This is a genomic window from Enterobacter cloacae complex sp. S1, assembly GCF_014930525.1.
Lineage (GTDB): Bacteria > Pseudomonadota > Gammaproteobacteria > Enterobacterales > Enterobacteriaceae > Enterobacter > Enterobacter hormaechei_C.
The window spans coordinates 88,505-108,466 of record NZ_JADBRE010000016.1 but is presented as its reverse complement, the minus strand read 5'-3'; the positions used below and the strand labels follow the sequence as shown (position 1 = coordinate 108,466).

Genomic DNA, 19,962 nt, shown 5'->3' with positions numbered 1-19,962 from the left:
GGATTTTATAATGGCGGTGGGTATATATCAGGCTAGGCCAGGCTAGTTTCCAGCATCGAATCCACCATATCCATCTCTTCACGGCTGAGCAGCATTTCGATATTGACCAGGATGATCATTCTGTTTTCCATCACGCCAAGCCCAAGAAGATAGCGGCTTGATAGCATGGACGCGAAGTCCGGCGTCGGTTTAATCTGATCCATGTCCATCGACAGCACGTCAACCACACCGTCTACCACGATTCCTACAACGCGATTATTGAGGTTAAGGATGATCACCACCGTACTGTCATCCTGCTGAACGTCAGGGAGACTGAAGCGCACGCGAAGGTCAACTATTGGCACTATCACACCGCGCAGGTTGGTCACGCCGGTGATAAAACCTGGCGCGTTCGGGATACGAGTAACGCTATCGCATCCACGTATCTCTTGTACCTTCAGAATGTCGATCCCATATTCTTCGTTACCGAGACGAAAAACCAGATACTCCTGCGCAATGGCGTCCGCGCCCGCAGGCTTTGTCGTTGTTTGGGTCATGCTGTTACTCCTTGCTTGCCGAACGTCGGCCTGACATGGTTTTCCTTTTGTCCGTTCATCGTCGACAGTTCAACCACGTCGAGGATTAGCGCAACGCTGCCATCACCGAGAATGGTCGCGGCTGAAACGCCCGGTACTTTGCGATAGTTCTGTTCGAGGTTTTTTACCACAACCTGTTGCTGACCAATGAGCTGATCGACCCACAGGGCGTAGCGGCATCCAGCGCTTTGGACGATCACCACAATGCCATCTTCAGGTGCGGTCTCGCCGGGCACCGATAGGCGCTGACGCAGCATCACCAGCGGAAGATATTCGCCACGAATTTGCAGCAGGCGTTCCTCCCCGACGAAGCGGCAGAGCATATCCTCGCCGGGCCTCAGCGATTCCATTACCGCGCCGAGCGGCAGAACATAGATCTCCTGTCCAACTTTCACCAGCATGCCATCAAGGATTGCCAGCGTCAGCGGCAGAATAATGCGTATCGTCGTGCCTTCTCCCGGCTTTGAAAGGACTTCGACATGGCCGCCCATGGCCATAATGTTACGACGGACCACGTCCATACCCACGCCGCGCCCGGAAACATCCGTCACGCTTTCTGCGGTGGAAAATCCCGCGGCGAAAATCAGCATCCATACGTCCTCATCGCTGAGGGTGTCGCTGATATTCATTCCCTGGGAGCGGGCTTTCGCGAGGATTTTCTCCCGGTTCAGTCCGGCACCATCATCAGTCACCTCAATGATGATATTGCCGCCATGATGTTCCGACGAGAGGATAAGATTGCCCACTACCGACTTCCCCTTACGGGCACGTTCTTCTTTCTGCTCAATGCCGTGATCGAGACTGTTACGCACCAGATGAGTCAGTGGGTCGATAATGCGTTCGATCAGGCTCTTATCCAGCTCGGCCGAGCCGCCACGAAGAGTTAGCTCTACCTCTTTGTTCAGGCGTGAACCCAGATCGTGCACCAGCCGCGGGAAGCGGCTAAAAACATAATCCATTGGCATCATTCGAATTGACATGACTGATGACTGAAGCTCGCGTGTATTACGCTCCATTTGCGCCACGCAGCTGGAGAGCATATCGTAGCTTGCTGGATCAAGTTTTTTGGAAAGCTGAGATAGCATCGCCTGGGTGATGATGAGCTCACCCACCTGGTTAATGATCTGATCGACTTTACTGACCGCCACACGGATGCTGCCCGATTCCTGACTATTACTACGGGCTGGCACCGGCGCGGCAGGTCGTGAAGGCGGTTCTGAATGGTCCGCGACTACAGAAGCTTTGTCCGTAACAGGAGAAGTCACTTCAACCGACGCTGGTTGAACGACATGCTCGATAAGTATTTGCGACTCTTCAAGCACAAAACACAGCACCGCGGAGATATCGTCGGCAGAGGCGCTCGTGCGCAGCTGAACCACCATGCCATCATCAGCCTTCTCCGTAGCGACAATCTCTCCCATGTGGGATAACTCTTCCTGAAGCATTGCCCGCTCGCTTTCAGGAATTTTCTTCAACGTCACGCAGAGTAAAGGCTCACCATCAGCTGCCCCCTGCTGCGTCGCGGCTTTGTCTTGCAACTCGACTGCCGTCTGGGCATGTTTGTCTTCCAGAGCAATCTTGCGCAGGGCTTCACAAATATAGCGATAACTCGCTTCATCAGGTTCCTGCGAAGACTGATAGGCTTCCAGTTGCGCTTGCATAATGTCTTTACATTCCAGAAATAGATTAACGGTCGTTCGGTTAAGCGAGCGTTCTCCGGCTCGCACCTGGTCAAACAGGTTCTCAAGTAAATGCGTGGTCTCTTGCAGGGCATTAAAGCCAAAAGTCCCTGCCCCGCCTTTCAAAGAATGCGCTGCGCGAAAAATGGCATTTACCTGTTCAGGATTCGGCGATGCGGCATCAATCTCCAGCAAATGCTTCTCCATCTCGGCCAGCAGTTCTTCCGCTTCGGTAAAAAAGATCTCGGTGAAATCATTCATGTCCATCGCTATACCCCCTTACCTCCTGCTGCGTAGTGTTGTTCAGGACGTTTTCTGGGCGATGCATGCGCGTGTCTTCCAGACGGATATCCTGTTCTTTGGTTTTACTTAATACCAAAATGCTAATACGGCGATTCGCCGGACTTGAGGGATCACTGTTTTCTAAAGGCATACGGCTTCCCGTGCCGATCACGCGAAGAAAACGCTCATCGTCAAGACCTGCTTTAACCAGCACGCGGCGCGCGGCGTTGGCGCGTCCGGAAGAAAGTTCCCAGTTACTGTATCCGGAGGTGCCGCCCGCATAGGGAAGCGAGTCGGTATGGCCGGTGAGACTGATTTTATTGGGCAACTCCTGCAACAGCGGCACAAGCGCCTGCAAAATGCCGTTCATATAGGATTCCGGCAGCTCGCTGCCTACTCTAAACATCGGGCGATCCTGGCTGTCGGTGATCTGAATGAGCAGCCCGTCGTTGGTAAGACGCAGCATAATGTTGGATTTAAAGTTATTGAGCCGGGGATCGGTTTCGATCATCTGCTGCAATTTATCTCTGGCCTGTTTCAGGCTCTCCATCCAGCGCTGCCGCTCGCTCTGTACCCGCTTATGATTCGCCACTTCTCCGTCCTGCTTCATCAGATCGTCACCGCCGCCGGGGATGATGCTGTCGCTCAGGCTGGTTTTGTCGCCATTGGCCATAGATGGCTTAAGCGGCATGCGGAAGTAATCGGCGATCATCTCCCGCTGCACCGTGCTGGACTGAGAAATCAGCCACATTACCAGGAAGAACGCCATCATCGCGGTCATAAAATCGGCGTAGGCGATTTTCCACGTACCACCGTGATGAGCATGCTTTTTCTTCTTTCGCTTACGCGAAATGATTATCGGGGAATCGTTTTTCATGCCGTGGCATCCGCAGACTTAGACTTGAGGCTGGCGCTGGATTTCACTTCCCGCACATGCTCTTCAAGCTCCTCAAAGGAAGGCCGTTCGCTGGTAAAAATGGTTTTTCGGCCAAACTCCACGGCAATTTGTGGCGCATAGCCGTTTAGACTGGAGAGCAGCGTGACTTTTATACACTGAAGGATTTTGACCTGATCGGAACTCATCTGACGCAGCAGGGTTGCGAGCGGTAATACAAACCCGTAGGCAATCAAAATTCCGAGGAACGTGCCCACCAGCGCGTGGCCAATCAGCATTCCGAGCTCAGCTGCGGGTCGGTCCGCGGCACCGAGCGCGTTCACTACCCCCATGACGGCAGCCACAATACCAAAGGCCGGAAAGGCATCGCCGACGGTATTCAGACTGTGGGCCGGAACCTCAAGCTCCTCTTCGCAGGTTTCAATTTCCTCATCCATTAACGCTTCGATTTCATGCGAGTTCATACTTCCGCCAATCATCAGGCGGAAGTAATCGAGGATAAAGTTGCTTAACATCGGATCGCTCATCAGACGAGGATAAGCGCTGAAAATTTCGCTGCCCGCCGGATCTTCAATGTCTTTCTCAAGTGACATGAGTCCCTGAACACGACTTTTTGACAACAGCAAAAACATAAGCGCCATCAGGTCCATATAAACCGTTTTGTTGTAGCGTTTCCCCACGAACAGCTTCACGATAGCTTTACCCGTCGCCTTAAGGGATTTCATGTTATTACCAACAATAAAAGCGCCGACCCCGGCACCGCCGATAATTAACAATTCCAAAGGCTGGAACAGCGCGAGCAGATTACCACCAGACAGTACGAACCCACCAAATACGGTAGCAATAACAACAAGATAGCCAAAGATAACTAACACACTCTCTCCTTTTTACTCGCTGACCGATGTCGAGTGCCGTGGCATCGAATAAAACGCCATCCTGTGCATTGCCATCGAACATCCGTCAGGCTGTCATAATTTCCGGCGTGGCATAATTGCCTGCGATTCCGCTGAGGTTGACCTGCGATTTCTTAAATGCCCGCGAAGGAGGGCTACACAAACTACAGGTGAACGGGTTTTTGATGAATTCCGTCGTGACCACAAAACCACCGGAACAAACGCTACAGGCCTTACGGGAAATAATACCGCAGTCGATAAAGCGTAATAATGTCCAGGCACGCGTTAGCCCCAGGACAGGTTTATCGTCGCAGCAAGAACCACACTGCTCCAGATAAAGACGGTAGGTTTTCATCAATATTTCAATAGGACGCCCGCCCCCAGTTTTCTGAAGATAAAGGTAAATGTTATAGAACATGGAAGAGTGAATATTCTGCTCCCATGACATGAACCAGTCTTCAGAAAAAGGGAGCATCCCTTTTGGAGGCGGACAGCCGCGTAACTCTTTATACAAGCGCAGTAAACGCCGACGACTTAAAGAAGTTTCAGATTCCAGAACCTGCATTCTTGCCCCAAGGTTAATTAACCCCATGGCAATATTTACCTCTTCAATTTCTTGCAATAAACTTTTCTCGCACATTTTATGCCTCTCCCGTCACAGCAGCATCGGACTCGCTTAATGAATTAAGTAAGTTTGTCGATAAAATGATGCCGGTATGAATTTGCTGAAGAGCTTCAATACGCGAATCTTTCGTCAAATTTTCGATGACCACTTCGTCATCGACGCGTAAACGACAAATCAACTGATTGGTCGCAGCCAGTTTCATCAACTGTGGTAAAGACAACTCTTTTAAATTATCAATCGTGCCTTCGGATAAGCCGAGACGAAAACTGGCAGCAAACTTGTCCTGTCTGATCAGCTGCTGTGCCAGTAATAAATAAGAAAGATTAATATCGTGAATGTTTTGCAGATACTCGTCAAAATTGGACACAAAAAGCTCCCACTGTTTTTCAACCACAAACAAGGCTAAATAGTTAAGGCAAAATGTTTACCCGGTCGATGCAGAGAGTCTTTTGGCATTGATAATCGCTGAATTCAGTCAAGCTGATTCAATAAATTATCGAAAAGCTTTTCAATGCCAAAGGATGGCTACATCACAAATCTGACGAAATCATATTCATTAAGAATTTTCCTAGCAAGCTTTAAGAAAACAACGCGCACCAAAAAATTATCATAACTAAATGATTTACTTATAAAAACACGCATTGTTAAACATTCTTAATTATCACGCAACGTAATTAACTTTACTTAGGAAATATTGTTAATCTTGTTAATGTTATCGCTATGTTATTCTTTCCTTAACCGATCCATTCTGCTTCGTAAACGTTTTATCGCTAAACTGTGCAACTGGCTAACGCGCGTTTCTGTAACGCCCAAAATTAATCCAATCTCTTTCATGTTTAGATCCTGCTGATAATAAAACTGCAATATCTGCTGTTCACGCCTGGGGATCATTCGGATATGCTCAGCAATGTTGGCTATCAAATTTTCCTGAATGGCCTCATTTAACGGATTAAGCTGTGCATTTTCGCCGTCATTACTCTCCCAACTGTCAGAATAGTTTTCCTGAAGCTCATCAATAGAGTACATCTGGCTGCTATTATTATCAGCCAGCATTTGCTGAAATTCCTTTAGCGAAACGCCCATCCGTTCAGCAATATCAGCTTCGGTCGCTTCTCCCCCCTTTTCCTGTTCGATCTGCTGAATAAGTGACACAATTTCCCGCGAATGCGATCGCACGCGCCGTGGAACCCAATCACTTTCCCGAAGCTCATCCATTAATGCCCATTTCACACGCTGTGAGATCCAGGCATTAAGGGCCACCCCTTTTTTAGGGTCAAAGCTATCAATGGCACTCAAAAAACCCATGGAGCCCGCCTGAATGAGATCGTCTAATTCGACATTGGCAGGCAGTCTCTTATGCAAACGCAGCGCTTCTTGCCTGACGATAAAATGGTATTTTGACCACAATGCCGTTTTATTCTCCAGCCCTTCAGCTGTGTATATACCGTCCACGCATTTCTTCCACCTAATCTTCACATTCTCAATTATCAGTTGAAACCACATAATCAAAAAGTGCGATAAGCTTTTATAAAAATGCGCATTCTGTTAATTTAATCATCGCGCTGCCTGACAGGAATAATTGGCGGCACTATTGACGCCAATTATTCTCTTTCCGCAGATGTCAGAACGTTTCCCACTGCGCATTATCATTTTCAACGTGACGCAACGTCATTTTTTCCGGCGCGGGCGTATGGCGTTTTTCAGCTTTTTCATCTCGCAGGGTAAACTGGGCAACAAGCTGCTCAAGCTCGTCCGACTGAGATTCCAGTTTGCCTGCCGCCATGGCCGCTTCTTCCACCATCGCCGCGTTCTGCTGAGTCACCAGATCCATCTCGTTCACGGCCTGCGAAATCTGATTGATACCCGCACTTTGCTCGTCAGAGGCCGAACTGATTTCGCCCATAATCTGCGTCACCTCAGCAACCGAAGTCACGATGTCCTGCATGACGCCGCTCGCCTGGCTTACCTGGCGCGAACCTGTATCAATATTGTTAACGCTGGTATTAATCAGCTGATTAATCTCTTTCGCTGCATCGGCGCTGCGCTTGGCGAGGTTACGCACTTCTTCCGCAACTACCGCAAAGCCACGCCCCTGCTCTCCCGCTCGAGCGGCTTCAACCGCCGCGTTCAAGGCCAGAATGTTGGTCTGATTGGCGATACTGTCGATGACGCCGTTAATATCAGCAATCTGACGGGAGCTTTCGGTAATCTGCGCCATGATAGCTTCCAGGTTTACCATCACCTCACCGCCATTTTGGGCATTCATGCTTGCCCCTTCTGCCAGACTGCGCGCCGCATGTGCGTTATCCGCATTCTGGCGTACGGTGGTTTTAATTTGCTCCATGCTGGCAGCCGTCTCCTGAAGGGCCGCAGCCTGTTCTTCGGTACGGGAGGAAAGGTCGCTGTTGCCCTGAGCAATCTCCTGGGCGTTAGAATGGATATTCACTACCCCTTCACGGATACCGGTAATGGTGTTGGTCAGGGAGACACGCATCTTCTCAAGCTCCCTGAGCATTTTGCCAATTTCGTTATCAGCGCCAGTCTCTATGGCATGACTCAGATCGCCTGCCGCTACGCGCTGAAGCATCTCAACGGTAGTTTCCATCCGGCGCACCAGCGCAATACGCAACCAGTAACGAACGGCTAACAATACGCAAATCGCGATAGCCATCATCACCACGCTTACCCAAATCATCATCTTGTAGCTGCTTTCAGCTACTGATACATATTCGTACCCCCGGTCAGATGAGATTTCTGAATACTTCTCAATTTTTTGACGCAGCTCGGTACGCAGTTCCATATCACCGTTCATCGAGCCCGGGTATCCTTCCGGTCGCTCAAGATAGCCGAGCTTGGTTTGGACGGTGTTATAAACCAGGTCAAATTTGGCGCGAAGCTCCTCAGCAGCCCTTGTCTCTGCCAGGCTGTTGAATTTCACCTGCGCGAAAGCATCCATCTCCTTGCGCGCCTCTTTCAGCAGGTTGTGGGTATGTTTGATCATCTCTGGCGACAGCGGTTTATGCAGCGACGTCTGAAGCATCATCCCGTTCGTATTCGCCACCACCGAGTTAATGTTATATGCGGCGTTAGTCATGTAGGCGTTGCTGTCATTAACGTCCACAACGCGTTTAAAATTTTTATTAATCGTCACCGAGTTATAAACGGAAAAAGCCGTAACGCCAAACAGCATGCAAGAGATCATGCCGATAATCAGGCTGATTACGGTATAGATTTTAAGTTTATTTAACATAGGTCCTCATAAGCCGCACATAAATATGCGGCTAAAACTTTCAGAAATAAGATGGAAAGATAATGTTATTTATTAAATAAATTCATTTTTTGCATTGACTGAAATACCATCATGGATGCGTTCAGTGCAAATTCTGACATTTTAGAATCCATAATGAGCGAGGTCATCGTGCTATAGTCAGCGCCAATGGCCGTCTGAACCTTGGTTATGGTGTCGTTGATCATGACGTCGCCACTCATATCAAGCGCGTCCAGTTGCTGAAGGTTGGTCCCCAGTTCCGCCTGCGCCTTACCCAGACGATCGATGCCGCCGGAAACCGCTTCGCTGGCGGCGCTCAACGCAGCATTCAGCGCATCACTGTCGATGGGATCGCGAGAAAGTTCTTCTACCGCTTTATCAAGAACAGAGAATATATCCCCGAAAACATCGCTGCCCAGGTGGCCCGTCTGCATATCCGTACCATCGGCAACGGTTTGTCGACGAGCGGTATCACCGCCGACATAGTTACCCGCATCGTCAAACGGCGCCGTATCGCTTTTAAATCCGCCAAAAATATAGCGCCCGCTCCCGTCGCGATTATTCGCGAGATCCATCAGATTGCCGCGAATACCTTTAATCTCTGCACCCAGCGCCCGACGATCTTCATCAGAGTAGCTTTCCGTTTTCGCCGCTACGATTTTTTCGGTGAGGGTAGTGGTCAGCAAATTGCCCACACCGTTCAGGATATTATCTTCATGCTCAAGTGAACTCCGCACCGTTGAACGTACGTTGCTGTAAAGCTCAAGCTTCGCCAGTGCGTCCTGATAATTTACCGCATCGGTAGCGGACTTTGGATCATCCGAGGCTCGCAGCAACGATTTTCCAGCAGAGAGTTGAAGATAAATATTATTATTATCACTCACGCGCTTTGACATGCTCTCGGCGCTCTGTTTAAACATATACAGCGTACTTAATCGCATCGGATAGCTCCTTATTTAATCGAAAGCAGCGAATCAAACATGGTGGTTGCGGTCTGTAGAATTTGCGCATTGGCCTGGTAATATTGAATAAACATCTGCATATTGACGGTTTCTTCGTTCATATCCACACCTGAAAGCGCCTGCTTCGCATCATATTTAGTTTGCAGGTCGATCTCAGCCGAGGAAATGCCCGATTTTACCGCCCGCGCGTTAGAACCAATGGTCCCCACCAGGCTTGAATAAGCCTCCGTCAGCGTGCTGCCGCCAATCAGTTTCTCATTCTGGATCTTAAGCATCTCTTCCAGATTAAGATTATTTCCCACCCCGCCCCCGGAGGCATCCGCTGCGGCAAAATCCTGTGCGCTGTTGATCGCGCGGCCAATACCCTCCGCAGCCCCAGCCATAGGATTAAAGGAAAAACTGTCCCCGGCGCTTGCGGTCACACCGGAGAAATCAATCTCAATGCCGTCAAACTCAAGCGTGGCGGAACCGGCCGGCACCTGCTTCACCAGGCGTCCGTCCTCCCCCATTACGTTCCAGTTTGTTCCATCAAAGTCGATGCTGTAATTTTCAGATTTTACGTTGGTGTAGTCCGTCACGCTGATAGCGTCGAGCGTTCCCCCACCGGCATTGCCTGCATTTGCCACCGCCTTCATAGGTGGCAGAGAGAAAAGATCGCCCCCCGGCACACCCGCTGGCGTCTCACCCAAACGGTGCTGCTCGTTCATGCGGCTCGCCATCATAAAGGCGATCTGGTTTAGCTCGTTTTTAGCGATCTCAAGATCTTCGCTGCGGAACTTAAACAACCCGGCCAGGCGGCCTTTGGTAATGCTCGCTTCGTTAACTGGCGTGGTAGTGCCGTTGCTATCAACGTAAGAGACAACGATTCTGTCAGGATCGCTTTCAGACGCTGTGGCCTGTAGCTTGCTGGCGTTTTCGCCAAAGACAAGGGGGCGACCATCCTGAAGCGTTACGTCGACGCGGCCAGATACGCTATTCTCGGTTACATCAATACCGATCTGCTCACTCAGTTTTTCCAGTAATGCATCACGTTGATCCAGCAGGTCCGCAGGCGGCGTACCGTTCTGCGCCTGTACGCGTTCCAGCTGTTTATTCACTTCTGCCAGCTGGTCGCTGATGCTATTAATTTCTTTAACGCTGGTTTCGATATTGGTGTTGGTGCTCTTTTCCAGCGCGGTGAGGCGCTTGCCGCTGTCATTGAAGCGCTGGGTCAATACGCCGAGTGAGCTGAATACTGCGGAACGGGCCGGGCCGTCATCTGGGGTTGCGCTCAGCGTCGCCATCGACTTGAACAGGTTATTGATGGAGACAGAGACGTTGTCGGATTCATCGCCCAACATATTATCAATGTCGCTCAATTGCTCCATGCGGCCGTTAAGCGAGGCCCAGTTTGAGACGGAGCCGCGTAGCTGCTTGTTGGCAAAAGCATCGTAAGCGCGATCGACGCCAGTTACCGTCGCACCGTAGCCATAAAATCCGTTTCCCGTGGTCATGCCACCGAGCTCACCAATCACAAGGCTGCGGCGGCTATAGGTATCGCTCATGCCATTGGTCAGGTTGCTGCCTACCACACTAAGAGCGGATTGCGCTACGCTAAGGCCACTTTTCGCGAGACTAAAGAGGTTGTTCATAAGGCACCTGGATATTCCGTTATTTCCAGCCCGATATTCGGGCAGGGTCAAAATTATTGCTCTGCTTTATTCATCGGTGATTGCGAATTTATCTAAAAACTTTTTTAAAATATTTTCGCGAGGTCGTTTTTATAGGCTTCTACACCCTGCTTAATATCACCTTTTACTTTCTGAATAATGGCGATCAGTTTTTTCGCATAGGCAGGATCGGTTGCGTATCCCCCCGCCTGAAGCGCTTTGGCCGCCTGCTCCGGCGAACGGGAATGCGCAACGCCCGCATAGCGCGGGTTCTTAGTGAGTAGCTTCGTATAATCGGCGAGCGCATGTTCATAGGAATCGTAAACGCGAAACGAGGCCTTTATCTTTTGCTTCACGCCGTTGATGTATTCGGTGGTCATCACCTCTGTGGTCTTGCCTTGCCAGTCACCTCCGGCCTTAATACCGAACAGGTTATGGCTGGGGCGGCCGTCAGCGGTGGGGATTTCACGCTGCCCCCATCCTGACTCCAGCGCCGCCTGCGCGAGGATCAGTTGCGGATGAACCCCGCTCTGCCTGGCGGCGATCTGTGCTGGACGCAGCAGACGAGAAATAAAGGATTGAGCCCCCTGCGCTACTTTGCCGAAGGAGACCGACGCAGACGGCGCCAGCGGCCCGGTGGCGGATCTGATGGAGGAGGAAAGTCCCGGCAAATTAAGCGGACCGCTGCCGGGCGTCGACACCGATGGGCTATCGATCTCCCCGCCTGACTGGCGCACAATCATATCCGCAAACCCAAGCTGTCCGCTCCCCGCAATATTTTGCGCCACCTGCTGGTCGTGCATCGCGGTAAACATATCGGTGGACTGGCTGTGCATGAGGTCATCTTTGATGGTGGCATCGCGCATGCTCTTCATCATCATCTGCACGAAGATCCCCTCCATCTGCTGCGCCGCCGCCCTGAGCGCCCCGGGTTCAGCGCGGCGTGCATCACGCTTCAGCGCGTCGAGAGAGCGAACGTCAAAGGCTGGCTTATCCAGACGATCGAAAGCATTCATCACTCCACCTCCAGCTTCGCACGCAGGCAGCCTGCATTTTTCATTGACTGCAAAATGGACATCAGCTCATTTGGCGTCGCGCCAAGCGTATTGAGTGCCCTGATCACCGCGTTCAGATCCGTGCTGCTGCGCACGCTTTGCAGCGAGCCGCCGCGGTCGCGTACTGAGATATCGGTTTGCGGCACCACGACGGTCTGCCCTCCCCCGAGGGGAGTATCCGGCTGGCTCACAACATTATTCTGTGTAACCTCTACCGTCAGCGATCCATAAGCTACGGCACAGGCATCGAGGGAAACATGGCGGTTCATCACCACGGCGCCGGTACGAGAGTTAACAATGACCTTCGCATCCTGTATCCCCACCCGCAGCGGAATATCCTGGATATTGGCGAGGAAACGCACCCGGGAAGGACCATCCGGCGGTGCAAACAAACGTACAGTACGGGCATCTTCAGGGATTGCCGCCCCACCGCTATAGCGACGATTAATCTCGTCGCTGATCTGCTGCGCCAGCGAGAAATCTGACTCGTTAAGCTGTAGGCGCAGCGTGTTTTGCGTGGCGAAGTCATTTGGGACTTCGCGTTCAACCGTCGCCCCACCGCTAATGCGACCGCCGTTAAGCTGGTTAACCTGCACGCGACTGCCGCCAGCCTGCGCGCCAGCCCCGGAGATCAGCACATTGCCCTGCGCCATCGCGTAGATCTGGTTGTCCGCCCCTTTAAGTGGCGTCATCAGCAGCGTACCGCCACGCAGGCTCTTCGCATTCCCCAGAGAAGAGACCACGATGTCGATCTTATCCCCTGAGCGGGCGAACGGCGGCAGTTCGGCCGTCACCATCACCGCGGCAATATTTTTCAGCTGCATGTTGGTGCCCGCCGGTACGGTGATCCCAAGCTGGGACAACATATTATTGAGGCTCTGGCCCGTAAACGGCGCCTGCATCGTCTGGTCGCCCGTGCCATCAAGCCCCACCACCAGCCCGTAGCCCATTAGCGAGTTGGAGCGTACCCCCTGCACCGTGGCCAGATCGCGAATTCGCTCGGCCTGCGCCGGCGTGTACAGCATCGGAATGCTGAGCAGCAGGCCGAGAAATAACAGAATGGATTTTGTATTCATCGTCGTATCAAAAAGGAGAAAGGTTCAGGAACAGGCGTTGCAGCCAGCCCATCGTCTGCGCTTCGTTGATGTAGCCGTTGCCGACATACTCAATGCGCGCATCCGCCACCTGAGTTGAGGGCACGGTGTTGGCCCCGCTGATGGTGCGAGGGTTCACCACACCCGAGAAGCGTATAAACTCGGTCCCCTGGTTTATGGCTATCTGCTTCTCACCAACCACCTGTAAATTGCCGTTCGGCAGGAGTTTATTTACCGTCACCGTGATGGTGCCGGTAAAGGTGTTGCGCGCCGCCGCCCCGCCCTTGCCGGAGAAGTCGCTTTTGCCCTCCGCGTTAAAGTCAGCTTTGCCGTTACCCAGCCAGCTGTTCGAGCTGCCCGGCATGGCCAGTAATCCCATTCCGGCCGATCCATTACGGTTGGCACTGGCGGAGGAGCTCTTGCTGGCGCTAACGTTTTCCTGAAGCAGGATCGTCAACGTGTCGCCCACGCTGCGCGGCCTGCGGTCTTCAAACATCGGCTGATAGCCATAGTTCATGGCCTGTCCTGCCTGGAACAGCGAGCCGCCGGTTGTGACCGGTGCCATCGGTAATGGTTCTGCCGACGTTGGTCCGTCCACGAGCGGTTTTTGCAAAATATGCGCGCAGCCGCTTAGCAGCAGCACGCCCGCCAGCAGTGCAGGACGCGATAGCCCTGTTGGACTGTATGTAAAAAGTGTTTTCATTTACGTGTCGATAAACCATCTATCCGCCCGAGCCTGCGCCCGGAGCGGTAAGAGAGAGGAAATTAAAGCTGGGTAAGCCTCTGCAACATCTGATCGGATGCAGAAACGGCCTTACTGTTGATCTCGTAGGCGCGCTGGACCTGGATCATATTGACCAGCTCCTCAGCCACGTTGACGTTAGACGTCTCAATGTACTTCTGCTTGAGCGTACCCGCATCTTCAAGGCCCGGATTCAGTTCATTCGGTGCGCCGGAGGATTGCGTTTCACGATAGAGGTTGCCGCCAATGCTTTCGAGACCGGCATCGTTGACAAAGGTCGCCAGGGTCAACTGCCCCACCTGCTGCGGCTGAGCCTGACCCGGGAGCGTCACGCTGACGATACCATCAGGGCTTATCTGCATCTCTTTGGCGTCCTGCGGTACTACGACGCCCGGCAGAATGGGATGGCCTTCTGCGTTTACCAACTGACCGTTTTCATTTTTATCGAAATGTCCGTCACGGGTGTACGCGGTGCTGCCGTCGGGCAACTGCACCTGGAAGAAGCCTTTGCCTTCGATAGCGACATCGGTATCGTTGCCGGTCATGTTCAGGCCGCCCTGAGTATGCACGCGCTGGGTAGAGACCGGACGCACGCCGGTACCCAGCTGGAGGCCGCTTGGCAGCGTTGTCTGTTCGGAAGCCTGTGCACCGGGCTGGCGCATGGTTTGATAAAGCAAATCCTGGAACACCGCTCGCTGGCGCTTAAAGCCGTTGGTATTGACGTTCGCCAGGTTGTTTGAAATCACGTCCATATTGGTCTGCTGTGCTTCCAGACCGGTTTTTGCGATCCATAATGACCGAATCATCTGTACTCCTTGCGCGGGTTAGCCCACGCTTAATAGCTGGTTGGCCTTTTGCGCGTTTTCATCCGCGGTGCGGATCACCTTCATGTTCATCTCGAAGCTGCGTGCGGTGGCGATCATCTCCGTCATGGCCTTCACCGGGCTCACGTTACTTCCCTCAAGGGATTCAGGACTCAGACGCATGGCGTCATCCTGGGGCAACGCATTGCCCGCCGCCGGGCGAAACAGCCCATCGTCGCCGTGGATCAGGGTGCTCATGGGAGCATTAACCATTTTCAGTCTTCCGACCGGCACGACGGCCGTTGGCTCATCACCCGCGCCAAGTGCAGAGACGGTACCGTCCTCCGCAATGGTGATCTGCGAATGGGGAGGAACCACCAGCGGTGCGCCATCGCCCATCAGCGGCTTCCCGCCAACCTGCAATGCGCCGTCCCGATCGATCTCAATGCCGCCGTTACGGGTGTACCCTTCACTACCGTCTGGCAAGGCTACCGCCAGCCAGCCGTTCTGCGGAAGTGCAACGTCGAGACTGCGTCCGGTGTGGGTAATCGGTCCCATGGTGTCGTCGTTATACGGCGTCGATTCCGCTACCAGCGCGCGAGTTTTCAGGGTCTGCCCCTCAACCGGCACAGCGCGAAACGCGGCCAGTTGAGCACGAAAGCCCGCCGTGGCGCTGTTAGCCATATTGTTCGACGTCACGGCCTGGCGGTTGAGCGCCGCGTTGGCAGCACTCAATGCGGTATATATTGCGCGATCCATCCGCCGCCCTTATCGCAGGTTAACCAGCGTCTGGAGTAGCTCAGACTGGGTTTTGATGGTTTGCGAATTCGACTGGTAGTTACGCTGGTAGACAATCATATTGACCATCTCCTGACCCAGATCGACGTTAGACTGCTCAAGCATATTCCCGTTAATCGTACCGAAGCTGCCGGAGCCGGAAGTACCAAGGAAAGGCTGGCCGGACTGCGGCGTTTCGCTCCAGACGTTATTACCTTCAGCCGCCAGCCCACCGCTGTTGGCGAAATCAGCCAGTACGATTTGTGCCACGGTCTGACGCTGACCGTTACTGTAGGTCGCGACCACTTCTCCGCTGTCGCCAATAACAAAGCTCTGATATTTACCCGGGGCCTGACCGTCGATGGTGTCAACTTTCACGAGGCTATCGGTGGCCCGGCGGGTCAAGCTGGAAAGATCCATGTCGATACTCAGCGGCGCGGAGCCATTAAACGCGGCCCCGTTAATGGTCATTTTGGTACTGGCCATCGCCGCCGTGTCCATATTGCCGTTGCTATCGAACTTTAAATCCAGGGAGGTCACATCAGGCGTGCCGGGCGCGGTTTCATCGCGCGCGTAAGCTTTCCACTCGCCTGCCGCGGTCTGCACGAAGTAGACCTTTACGGTGTGTTTATTGCCCAGCGTGTCGGTCGCCTCAATCTGGCTCTGGTAGTTGTAGGTTTTCGGATCGCTATAATCGAACGAGTCGGTGATGATGGTGGTGTCATCTGACTTCAGGTTACCCGTAAGGGATCCGGCGGTGGACGCCGCGGGGGGCATGTCTTCCGTCGGTATACGAATGGGTCCTACCGGTGCGCCAGGGGCGATTGTCGGCGGCGTACCGGTCGCCTGGTAGCCGGTCAGGTACAATCCATTGGTGCTGTTGATGATATTGCCGTTCTGATCCTGCTTAAACTGGCCGTTACGTCCGTAATAGACGGCGCCACCTTCGCTCACCATGCGGAAAAATCCTTTTCCCTGTAAGCCCATATCCAGCGAGCTATTGCCCGCCGTGAGGCCACCGTCGCCGAAGTTCTGGGTCACGCCCGCAACCTGAACCCCGAGACCCGTCGTTCCGGCGAAGATGTCGGCGAAGGCCACGGAGCCTGCTTTAAAACCTGCTGTTTGGGAGTTGGCGATATTGTTTCCAACCACGTCCAGCGCTTTGGCGGCTGCATTGAGGCCGCTAAGACCTTGTGAAAAGCTCATATTGAAGTTCCAGAGAGTAAATTATTCGCTATTTTTGGATAACAACCACTTCGCCCATGGTGATGGAGTCATGATTGAGCAGGTGCAGTACCGCGCCGTAGGCCGTCATCGTGACGCCAGACACCTGCTCCTGAATCAGGCCGGATATTTCCGGGTTATCGCCTTCCGGATTTTTCGCCTCAAAGGAGAGCGTGTATTCCCTGTCCTGAGGCGGCCCCGGCTCCGGCTGGAAGTTTTCCAGATCGTCGAGGGTGTAAGTCTTCACACCGGATTTCACGTCCTTCAGCTGCGCCGTATAGGCATTGCCTTCATCATCCGTCAGCGTGACGGTGACCGTTTCTGCATCGCCCGATAACAGGAAACTAAAGCTGTCTGATGGCTTCTCCTCCCCGTCCAGTGGCTGCGTGGCGTCACCAAAGGCGACTTTCGGATCGCCCTCGATCAGTACCCCACGGCCAACCCAGGAGGCGGCGCTCATACTGCCCAACTGCGCCATAAGCGCCTGAACGTTGCCGACAGATGCGTTGAGTTTTTCCACTCCCGCGGCGGTATTGAACTGTGCCAGCTGGGAGGTCAGCTGGTTGTTATCCATCGGGTTAGTCGGGTCCTGGTTTTGCATCTGTGCAACCAGCAGCTTCATAAACTGCTCGGAGAGGTCGGCTGCACTGCTGCCCGTGCCGTAGGTGCTGGTATTGCCGCTGGTGTCGTTTACCGTTGAAACTGTCATATCCTGCCTTACTGACCAAGGGTTAAGGTTTTCTGCATCAGGGCCCTGGCGGAGTTCATCACCTCCACATTTGCCTGATAACTGCGTGAGGCGGAAATGGTATTGACCATCTCATTGACCACGTTGACGTTAGGCATGCGTACATATCCCTGTTCGTCCGCCAGCGGATTACCGGGCTCATAGACCAGGCGATCGGGGGCTGTACTTTCCACTACGTCGCTGACTCTGACGCCGCCGATGCCCTGGCTGGCAGAGGTGTCCGCTTCAAACATGACCTGACGGGCGCGGTAAGGCTGTCCGTCCGGTCCGGCAACGCTGTCTGCGTTCGCCATATTGCTGGCACTCACGTTGAGACGTTTTGACTGCGCGGCCATCGCCGAGCCTGAAATATCAAATACGCTAAATAACGACATTTATTTACCCCTGACTGACTACCGTCATCATTTTCTTAATATCTGCACCGAGGAATGTCAGGCTCGATTGATATTTCATGGCGTTATCCGCGAAATTAACTCGCTCGCGGTCCATATCCACGGTGTTACCATCAGCACTTGGTTGATCCGGTACGCGATATAGCAACTGAGCATCATCAAAAGGCATTTTTTTACCCTGCATATGCTTGCTGGACGTTAAAGCCATTGTGACAGGCCCTGATGCAGGTTTATTCCCTAACGCATTTTTAAGTTGCTGAGAAAAATCAATATCTCGCGCCTGATAGCCTGGCGTATCGGCATTCGCAATATTCGATGCCAGGACTTCCTGCCGACGCGAGAGCAGACCTAACGCTTGCTGTTGGAAGCGAAACGCATCGTCAAGTTTATTCATCATGCACTCTGGCCTCTGCCTTGCTTTATATAAACCGCGATAGTGTAGACAGCGCTGATGAAATATCACACTGCAAAGACCTGACAGAAATAGGCGCTATTAGCGAAATTAAGATAGATATTTAAAACATGCGGAACTGATTCATGAAAACGGCAGCAGAAGTGTCATTATTTAACGCAATAAAAGCGTTTCTATCACGTATATAATTTAGTCAGAATAAGCATACCCGTTTACTTTACTGGTTTTACAATAAGGCAACAAGATGAAGCTTCCATTATTACGCGTAACGCTGGTAACGCTCCTTTTCGCTAGCCCGCTGTATGCCAGCGTGCCATCCGAGACAACGGCGAAACTTCGATTAGTGCAGAAACTGGAGGCGCTGGTTAAGCTCACGGAAAATCCAGGCAATATCGTTCGTACCGTTACGCTGCTGGCCTCGCCCGGACAGCTATCAGCGGTGTGCGAAAATCCTGACCTGAGCCTGGCCGGGCATGATGACCGCCTCACCGGCAAACGCACCGCAGTGGCGCGCTGCGGCATGCGTAAGTTCTATCTGCCGTTTAGCATTAGCGCCCAGGGAACCTTCTGGGTCGCCAGTCATAGTCTGAAGGGCGGGGAAATTGTGCAGCAGGGCGATATTACTCCCATGACCGGCAGCATAGACGATTTGCCCGTTGGGCTAATGTTTGAGGCGAGGGACATTGTCGGCCAACGCCTTTTGCGCCCCCTTTCCGCGGGCAAACCGGTGCTGCAAAAGCAGCTGCGCCAGCAGTGGCGTCTTCGCGCCGGGCAGACGGTAGAACTGGTCATGTCGGGACCGGGTTTCTTTATCCGCAGCCAGGGCAAAGCGCTAAACAACGCGGCGGTTGACGATACGCTGCGCGTGAAAACCACGGGTGGACGTAACGTTACGGGAAAAGTGGGTCGTGACGGAGCCGTGACAATTTTTTTAGAACAATAATTTTAGTTTTTTCGTGTATTTCCGAAGACTAGTGTATAGGCAAGAGCAGTAACGATTACTGGCGAGGATAAACATGAGCATCGAAAGCACCCAACCCACCGCACCGATTGGCAATCTGGCTGGCGGACAGGAACTGCGTACACGCGGCACTACTCAGGAAAATAGTGTCGCGACGGGCGAAGCGCGCGGAAACAAAACCGAAGTGACCCTGAGCGCGCTGACAAAAAAAATTCAGACCGATGACAGCCGTGACGTGGATTATGCTCGGGTGGATAAGATCCGTGCCGCAATGGCCTCCGGGGAACTCACTATCGAGCCAGAGAAAATTGCTCAGGCGCTGGTGCGACATATTTTTGAGTATTAATAACGGCAGGATTTTTTAACATTATGGATAAGCTGTACCCGATACTGACGCAAATGAAAACGTCCCTGGACGAGCTGGAAGCCATCATGATTGAAGAGGTCAATCAGCTCAGCCGCGTACAAATAAATCCCGTTTCGCTACAGGTATTATCGGATAATAAAAGCCAATTGCTTTCGTCGATTCAGTACTATGATGAAATGCGTCTCCAGCAGGAACAGCTTTCCGCCCTTCAGGCGCCCTATCACCATCACAGCAGGCTGTTCACCAGCTGGAAGCTGATCAGAGAACGGGTGCAAAGCACCAAAACGCTGAACGCGCAGGTCGAAACGCTTCTGCAAAACCATATGAAGAAGAATCAATATATGCAGAAGGTGGTAGACCGCGTGGGTCACGCCAACACGCTCTACGGCCCCGCCGGGGAATCCAGCCAGGCACCTGCGGGTCGTAAATACAATATCAGCATCTGATTCGCCTCTTGCTTACCCGTAACCGAGCTCGCCCATGGCGGGCTTTTTTTACGCGCTAACGTCATCTTGCAGAGGGATTGAGGCGGGACACGCTCCCGCCTTCAGGGGCGGGA

General features: G+C 52.7%; 22 protein-coding genes. 3 read left to right on the top strand and 19 right to left on the bottom strand.

The window, feature by feature from the left end:
• Window positions 1-32: 32 nt before the first annotated feature.
• The 19 genes from IM290_RS11565 to flgB form a co-directional block, all read right to left on the bottom strand.
• Window positions 33-536 (bottom strand): chemotaxis protein CheW, encoded by a 504-nt coding sequence (locus tag IM290_RS11565; protein WP_015571587.1) that lies wholly within the window; start codon window positions 534-536, stop codon window positions 33-35.
• The gene (gene cheA, locus IM290_RS11560; RefSeq protein WP_193042578.1) at window positions 533-2,521 is read right to left on the bottom strand and encodes a chemotaxis protein CheA; all 1,989 of its coding nucleotides are present in this window, start codon (window positions 2,519-2,521) and stop codon (window positions 533-535) included. Before cheA ends, IM290_RS11565 begins: the two co-directional genes overlap by 4 nt.
• Window positions 2,508-3,413 (bottom strand): flagellar motor protein MotB, encoded by a 906-nt coding sequence (gene motB, locus IM290_RS11555; RefSeq protein WP_017692838.1) that lies wholly within the window; start codon window positions 3,411-3,413, stop codon window positions 2,508-2,510. The genes cheA and motB overlap by 14 nt, the downstream gene beginning before the upstream one ends.
• Window positions 3,410-4,306 carry a flagellar motor stator protein MotA gene (motA, locus tag IM290_RS11550; RefSeq protein WP_017692837.1) on the bottom strand — a complete coding sequence of 299 codons (897 nt, stop codon included), beginning with the start codon at window positions 4,304-4,306 and terminating at the stop codon, window positions 3,410-3,412. The genes motB and motA overlap by 4 nt, the downstream gene beginning before the upstream one ends.
• Window positions 4,307-4,391: 85 nt before the next feature.
• A complete protein-coding gene (flhC, locus tag IM290_RS11545) occupies window positions 4,392-4,964 on the bottom strand; it encodes a flagellar transcriptional regulator FlhC (protein ID WP_015571589.1) in 573 nt (190 codons plus the stop codon).
• Window position 4,965: 1 nt separating this feature from the next.
• The gene (flhD, locus tag IM290_RS11540; RefSeq protein WP_023295279.1) at window positions 4,966-5,316 is read right to left on the bottom strand and encodes a flagellar transcriptional regulator FlhD; all 351 of its coding nucleotides are present in this window, start codon (window positions 5,314-5,316) and stop codon (window positions 4,966-4,968) included.
• A gap of 356 nt (window positions 5,317-5,672) precedes the next feature.
• The gene (gene fliA, locus IM290_RS11535; RefSeq protein WP_045333292.1) at window positions 5,673-6,401 is read right to left on the bottom strand and encodes an RNA polymerase sigma factor FliA; all 729 of its coding nucleotides are present in this window, start codon (window positions 6,399-6,401) and stop codon (window positions 5,673-5,675) included.
• 169 nt (window positions 6,402-6,570) lie between these two features.
• Window positions 6,571-8,199, bottom strand: a complete 1,629-nt coding sequence (locus IM290_RS11530) for a methyl-accepting chemotaxis protein (RefSeq protein WP_045333251.1) — start codon at window positions 8,197-8,199, stop codon at window positions 6,571-6,573.
• A 65-nt stretch (window positions 8,200-8,264) separates the two neighbouring features.
• On the bottom strand, window positions 8,265-9,158 hold the full coding sequence (flgL, locus tag IM290_RS11525) for a flagellar hook-associated protein FlgL (RefSeq protein ID WP_193042577.1): 894 nt from the start codon (window positions 9,156-9,158) through the stop codon (window positions 8,265-8,267).
• Between the two features lie 11 nt (window positions 9,159-9,169).
• The gene (flgK, locus tag IM290_RS11520) at window positions 9,170-10,810 is read right to left on the bottom strand and encodes a flagellar hook-associated protein FlgK (protein WP_193042576.1); all 1,641 of its coding nucleotides are present in this window, start codon (window positions 10,808-10,810) and stop codon (window positions 9,170-9,172) included.
• Window positions 10,811-10,914: 104 nt separating this feature from the next.
• Complete coding sequence (gene flgJ / locus IM290_RS11515) at window positions 10,915-11,844, bottom strand: flagellar assembly peptidoglycan hydrolase FlgJ (RefSeq protein ID WP_193042575.1); 930 nt, start codon at window positions 11,842-11,844, stop codon at window positions 10,915-10,917.
• A complete protein-coding gene (locus IM290_RS11510; protein WP_045324746.1) occupies window positions 11,844-12,908 on the bottom strand; it encodes a flagellar basal body P-ring protein FlgI in 1,065 nt (354 codons plus the stop codon). Before IM290_RS11510 ends, flgJ begins: the two co-directional genes overlap by 1 nt.
• 58 nt (window positions 12,909-12,966) lie before the next feature.
• A complete protein-coding gene (locus tag IM290_RS11505; protein WP_015571594.1) occupies window positions 12,967-13,680 on the bottom strand; it encodes a flagellar basal body L-ring protein FlgH in 714 nt (237 codons plus the stop codon).
• A gap of 62 nt (window positions 13,681-13,742) precedes the next feature.
• The gene (flgG, locus tag IM290_RS11500; protein ID WP_015571595.1) at window positions 13,743-14,525 is read right to left on the bottom strand and encodes a flagellar basal-body rod protein FlgG; all 783 of its coding nucleotides are present in this window, start codon (window positions 14,523-14,525) and stop codon (window positions 13,743-13,745) included.
• 18 nt (window positions 14,526-14,543) lie between these two features.
• Window positions 14,544-15,281, bottom strand: a complete 738-nt coding sequence (locus tag IM290_RS11495; protein ID WP_015571596.1) for a flagellar basal body rod protein FlgF — start codon at window positions 15,279-15,281, stop codon at window positions 14,544-14,546.
• A gap of 9 nt (window positions 15,282-15,290) precedes the next feature.
• Window positions 15,291-16,505, bottom strand: a complete 1,215-nt coding sequence (gene flgE / locus IM290_RS11490; RefSeq protein WP_015571597.1) for a flagellar hook protein FlgE — start codon at window positions 16,503-16,505, stop codon at window positions 15,291-15,293.
• 28 nt (window positions 16,506-16,533) lie between these two features.
• Window positions 16,534-17,232 (bottom strand): flagellar hook assembly protein FlgD, encoded by a 699-nt coding sequence (locus tag IM290_RS11485; protein ID WP_193042574.1) that lies wholly within the window; start codon window positions 17,230-17,232, stop codon window positions 16,534-16,536.
• A gap of 8 nt (window positions 17,233-17,240) precedes the next feature.
• Window positions 17,241-17,645, bottom strand: a complete 405-nt coding sequence (gene flgC / locus IM290_RS11480; RefSeq protein ID WP_193042573.1) for a flagellar basal body rod protein FlgC — start codon at window positions 17,643-17,645, stop codon at window positions 17,241-17,243.
• 4 nt (window positions 17,646-17,649) lie between these two features.
• The gene (gene flgB / locus IM290_RS11475) at window positions 17,650-18,060 is read right to left on the bottom strand and encodes a flagellar basal body rod protein FlgB (protein ID WP_015571600.1); all 411 of its coding nucleotides are present in this window, start codon (window positions 18,058-18,060) and stop codon (window positions 17,650-17,652) included.
• A gap of 259 nt (window positions 18,061-18,319) precedes the next feature.
• On the opposite strand from flgB, the gene flgA reads away from it, so the two are divergent.
• From flgA to IM290_RS11460, 3 genes are all read left to right on the top strand, one after another.
• Window positions 18,320-19,018: a flagellar basal body P-ring formation chaperone FlgA gene (gene flgA / locus IM290_RS11470; RefSeq protein ID WP_193042572.1), complete on the top strand. Its 699-nt coding sequence runs from the start codon at window positions 18,320-18,322 to the stop codon at window positions 19,016-19,018.
• Between the two features lie 73 nt (window positions 19,019-19,091).
• Window positions 19,092-19,382 (top strand): flagellar biosynthesis anti-sigma factor FlgM, encoded by a 291-nt coding sequence (gene flgM / locus IM290_RS11465; RefSeq protein WP_017692828.1) that lies wholly within the window; start codon window positions 19,092-19,094, stop codon window positions 19,380-19,382.
• A gap of 23 nt (window positions 19,383-19,405) precedes the next feature.
• Complete coding sequence (locus IM290_RS11460) at window positions 19,406-19,849, top strand: flagella synthesis protein FlgN (RefSeq protein WP_015571603.1); 444 nt, start codon at window positions 19,406-19,408, stop codon at window positions 19,847-19,849.
• Window positions 19,850-19,962: the final 113 nt, after the last annotated feature.

What these genes read in the sequence shown, in the direction of transcription:
- IM290_RS11565 (WP_015571587.1), bottom strand. Translation starts at nt 536, where the DNA reads ATGACCCAAACAACGACAAAGCCTGCGGGCGCGGACGCCATTGCGCAG.
- cheA (WP_193042578.1), bottom strand. Translation starts at nt 2,521, where the DNA reads ATGGACATGAATGATTTCACCGAGATCTTTTTTACCGAAGCGGAAGAA.
- motB (WP_017692838.1), bottom strand. Translation starts at nt 3,413, where the DNA reads ATGAAAAACGATTCCCCGATAATCATTTCGCGTAAGCGAAAGAAGAAA.
- flhC (WP_015571589.1), bottom strand. Translation starts at nt 4,964, where the DNA reads ATGTGCGAGAAAAGTTTATTGCAAGAAATTGAAGAGGTAAATATTGCC.
- IM290_RS11530 (WP_045333251.1), bottom strand. Translation starts at nt 8,199, where the DNA reads ATGTTAAATAAACTTAAAATCTATACCGTAATCAGCCTGATTATCGGC.
- flgL (WP_193042577.1), bottom strand. Translation starts at nt 9,158, where the DNA reads ATGCGATTAAGTACGCTGTATATGTTTAAACAGAGCGCCGAGAGCATG.
- flgK (WP_193042576.1), bottom strand. Translation starts at nt 10,810, where the DNA reads ATGAACAACCTCTTTAGTCTCGCGAAAAGTGGCCTTAGCGTAGCGCAA.
- flgJ (WP_193042575.1), bottom strand. Translation starts at nt 11,844, where the DNA reads ATGAATGCTTTCGATCGTCTGGATAAGCCAGCCTTTGACGTTCGCTCT.
- IM290_RS11510 (WP_045324746.1), bottom strand. Translation starts at nt 12,908, where the DNA reads ATGCTGTACACGCCGGCGCAGGCCGAGCGAATTCGCGATCTGGCCACG.
- IM290_RS11505 (WP_015571594.1), bottom strand. Translation starts at nt 13,680, where the DNA reads ATGAAAACACTTTTTACATACAGTCCAACAGGGCTATCGCGTCCTGCA.
- flgG (WP_015571595.1), bottom strand. Translation starts at nt 14,525, where the DNA reads ATGATTCGGTCATTATGGATCGCAAAAACCGGTCTGGAAGCACAGCAG.
- IM290_RS11495 (WP_015571596.1), bottom strand. Translation starts at nt 15,281, where the DNA reads ATGGATCGCGCAATATATACCGCATTGAGTGCTGCCAACGCGGCGCTC.
- flgE (WP_015571597.1), bottom strand. Translation starts at nt 16,505, where the DNA reads ATGAGCTTTTCACAAGGTCTTAGCGGCCTCAATGCAGCCGCCAAAGCG.
- IM290_RS11485 (WP_193042574.1), bottom strand. Translation starts at nt 17,232, where the DNA reads ATGACAGTTTCAACGGTAAACGACACCAGCGGCAATACCAGCACCTAC.
- flgC (WP_193042573.1), bottom strand. Translation starts at nt 17,645, where the DNA reads ATGTCGTTATTTAGCGTATTTGATATTTCAGGCTCGGCGATGGCCGCG.
- flgB (WP_015571600.1), bottom strand. Translation starts at nt 18,060, where the DNA reads ATGATGAATAAACTTGACGATGCGTTTCGCTTCCAACAGCAAGCGTTA.
- flgA (WP_193042572.1), top strand. Translation starts at nt 18,320, where the DNA reads ATGAAGCTTCCATTATTACGCGTAACGCTGGTAACGCTCCTTTTCGCT.
- flgM (WP_017692828.1), top strand. Translation starts at nt 19,092, where the DNA reads ATGAGCATCGAAAGCACCCAACCCACCGCACCGATTGGCAATCTGGCT.
- IM290_RS11460 (WP_015571603.1), top strand. Translation starts at nt 19,406, where the DNA reads ATGGATAAGCTGTACCCGATACTGACGCAAATGAAAACGTCCCTGGAC.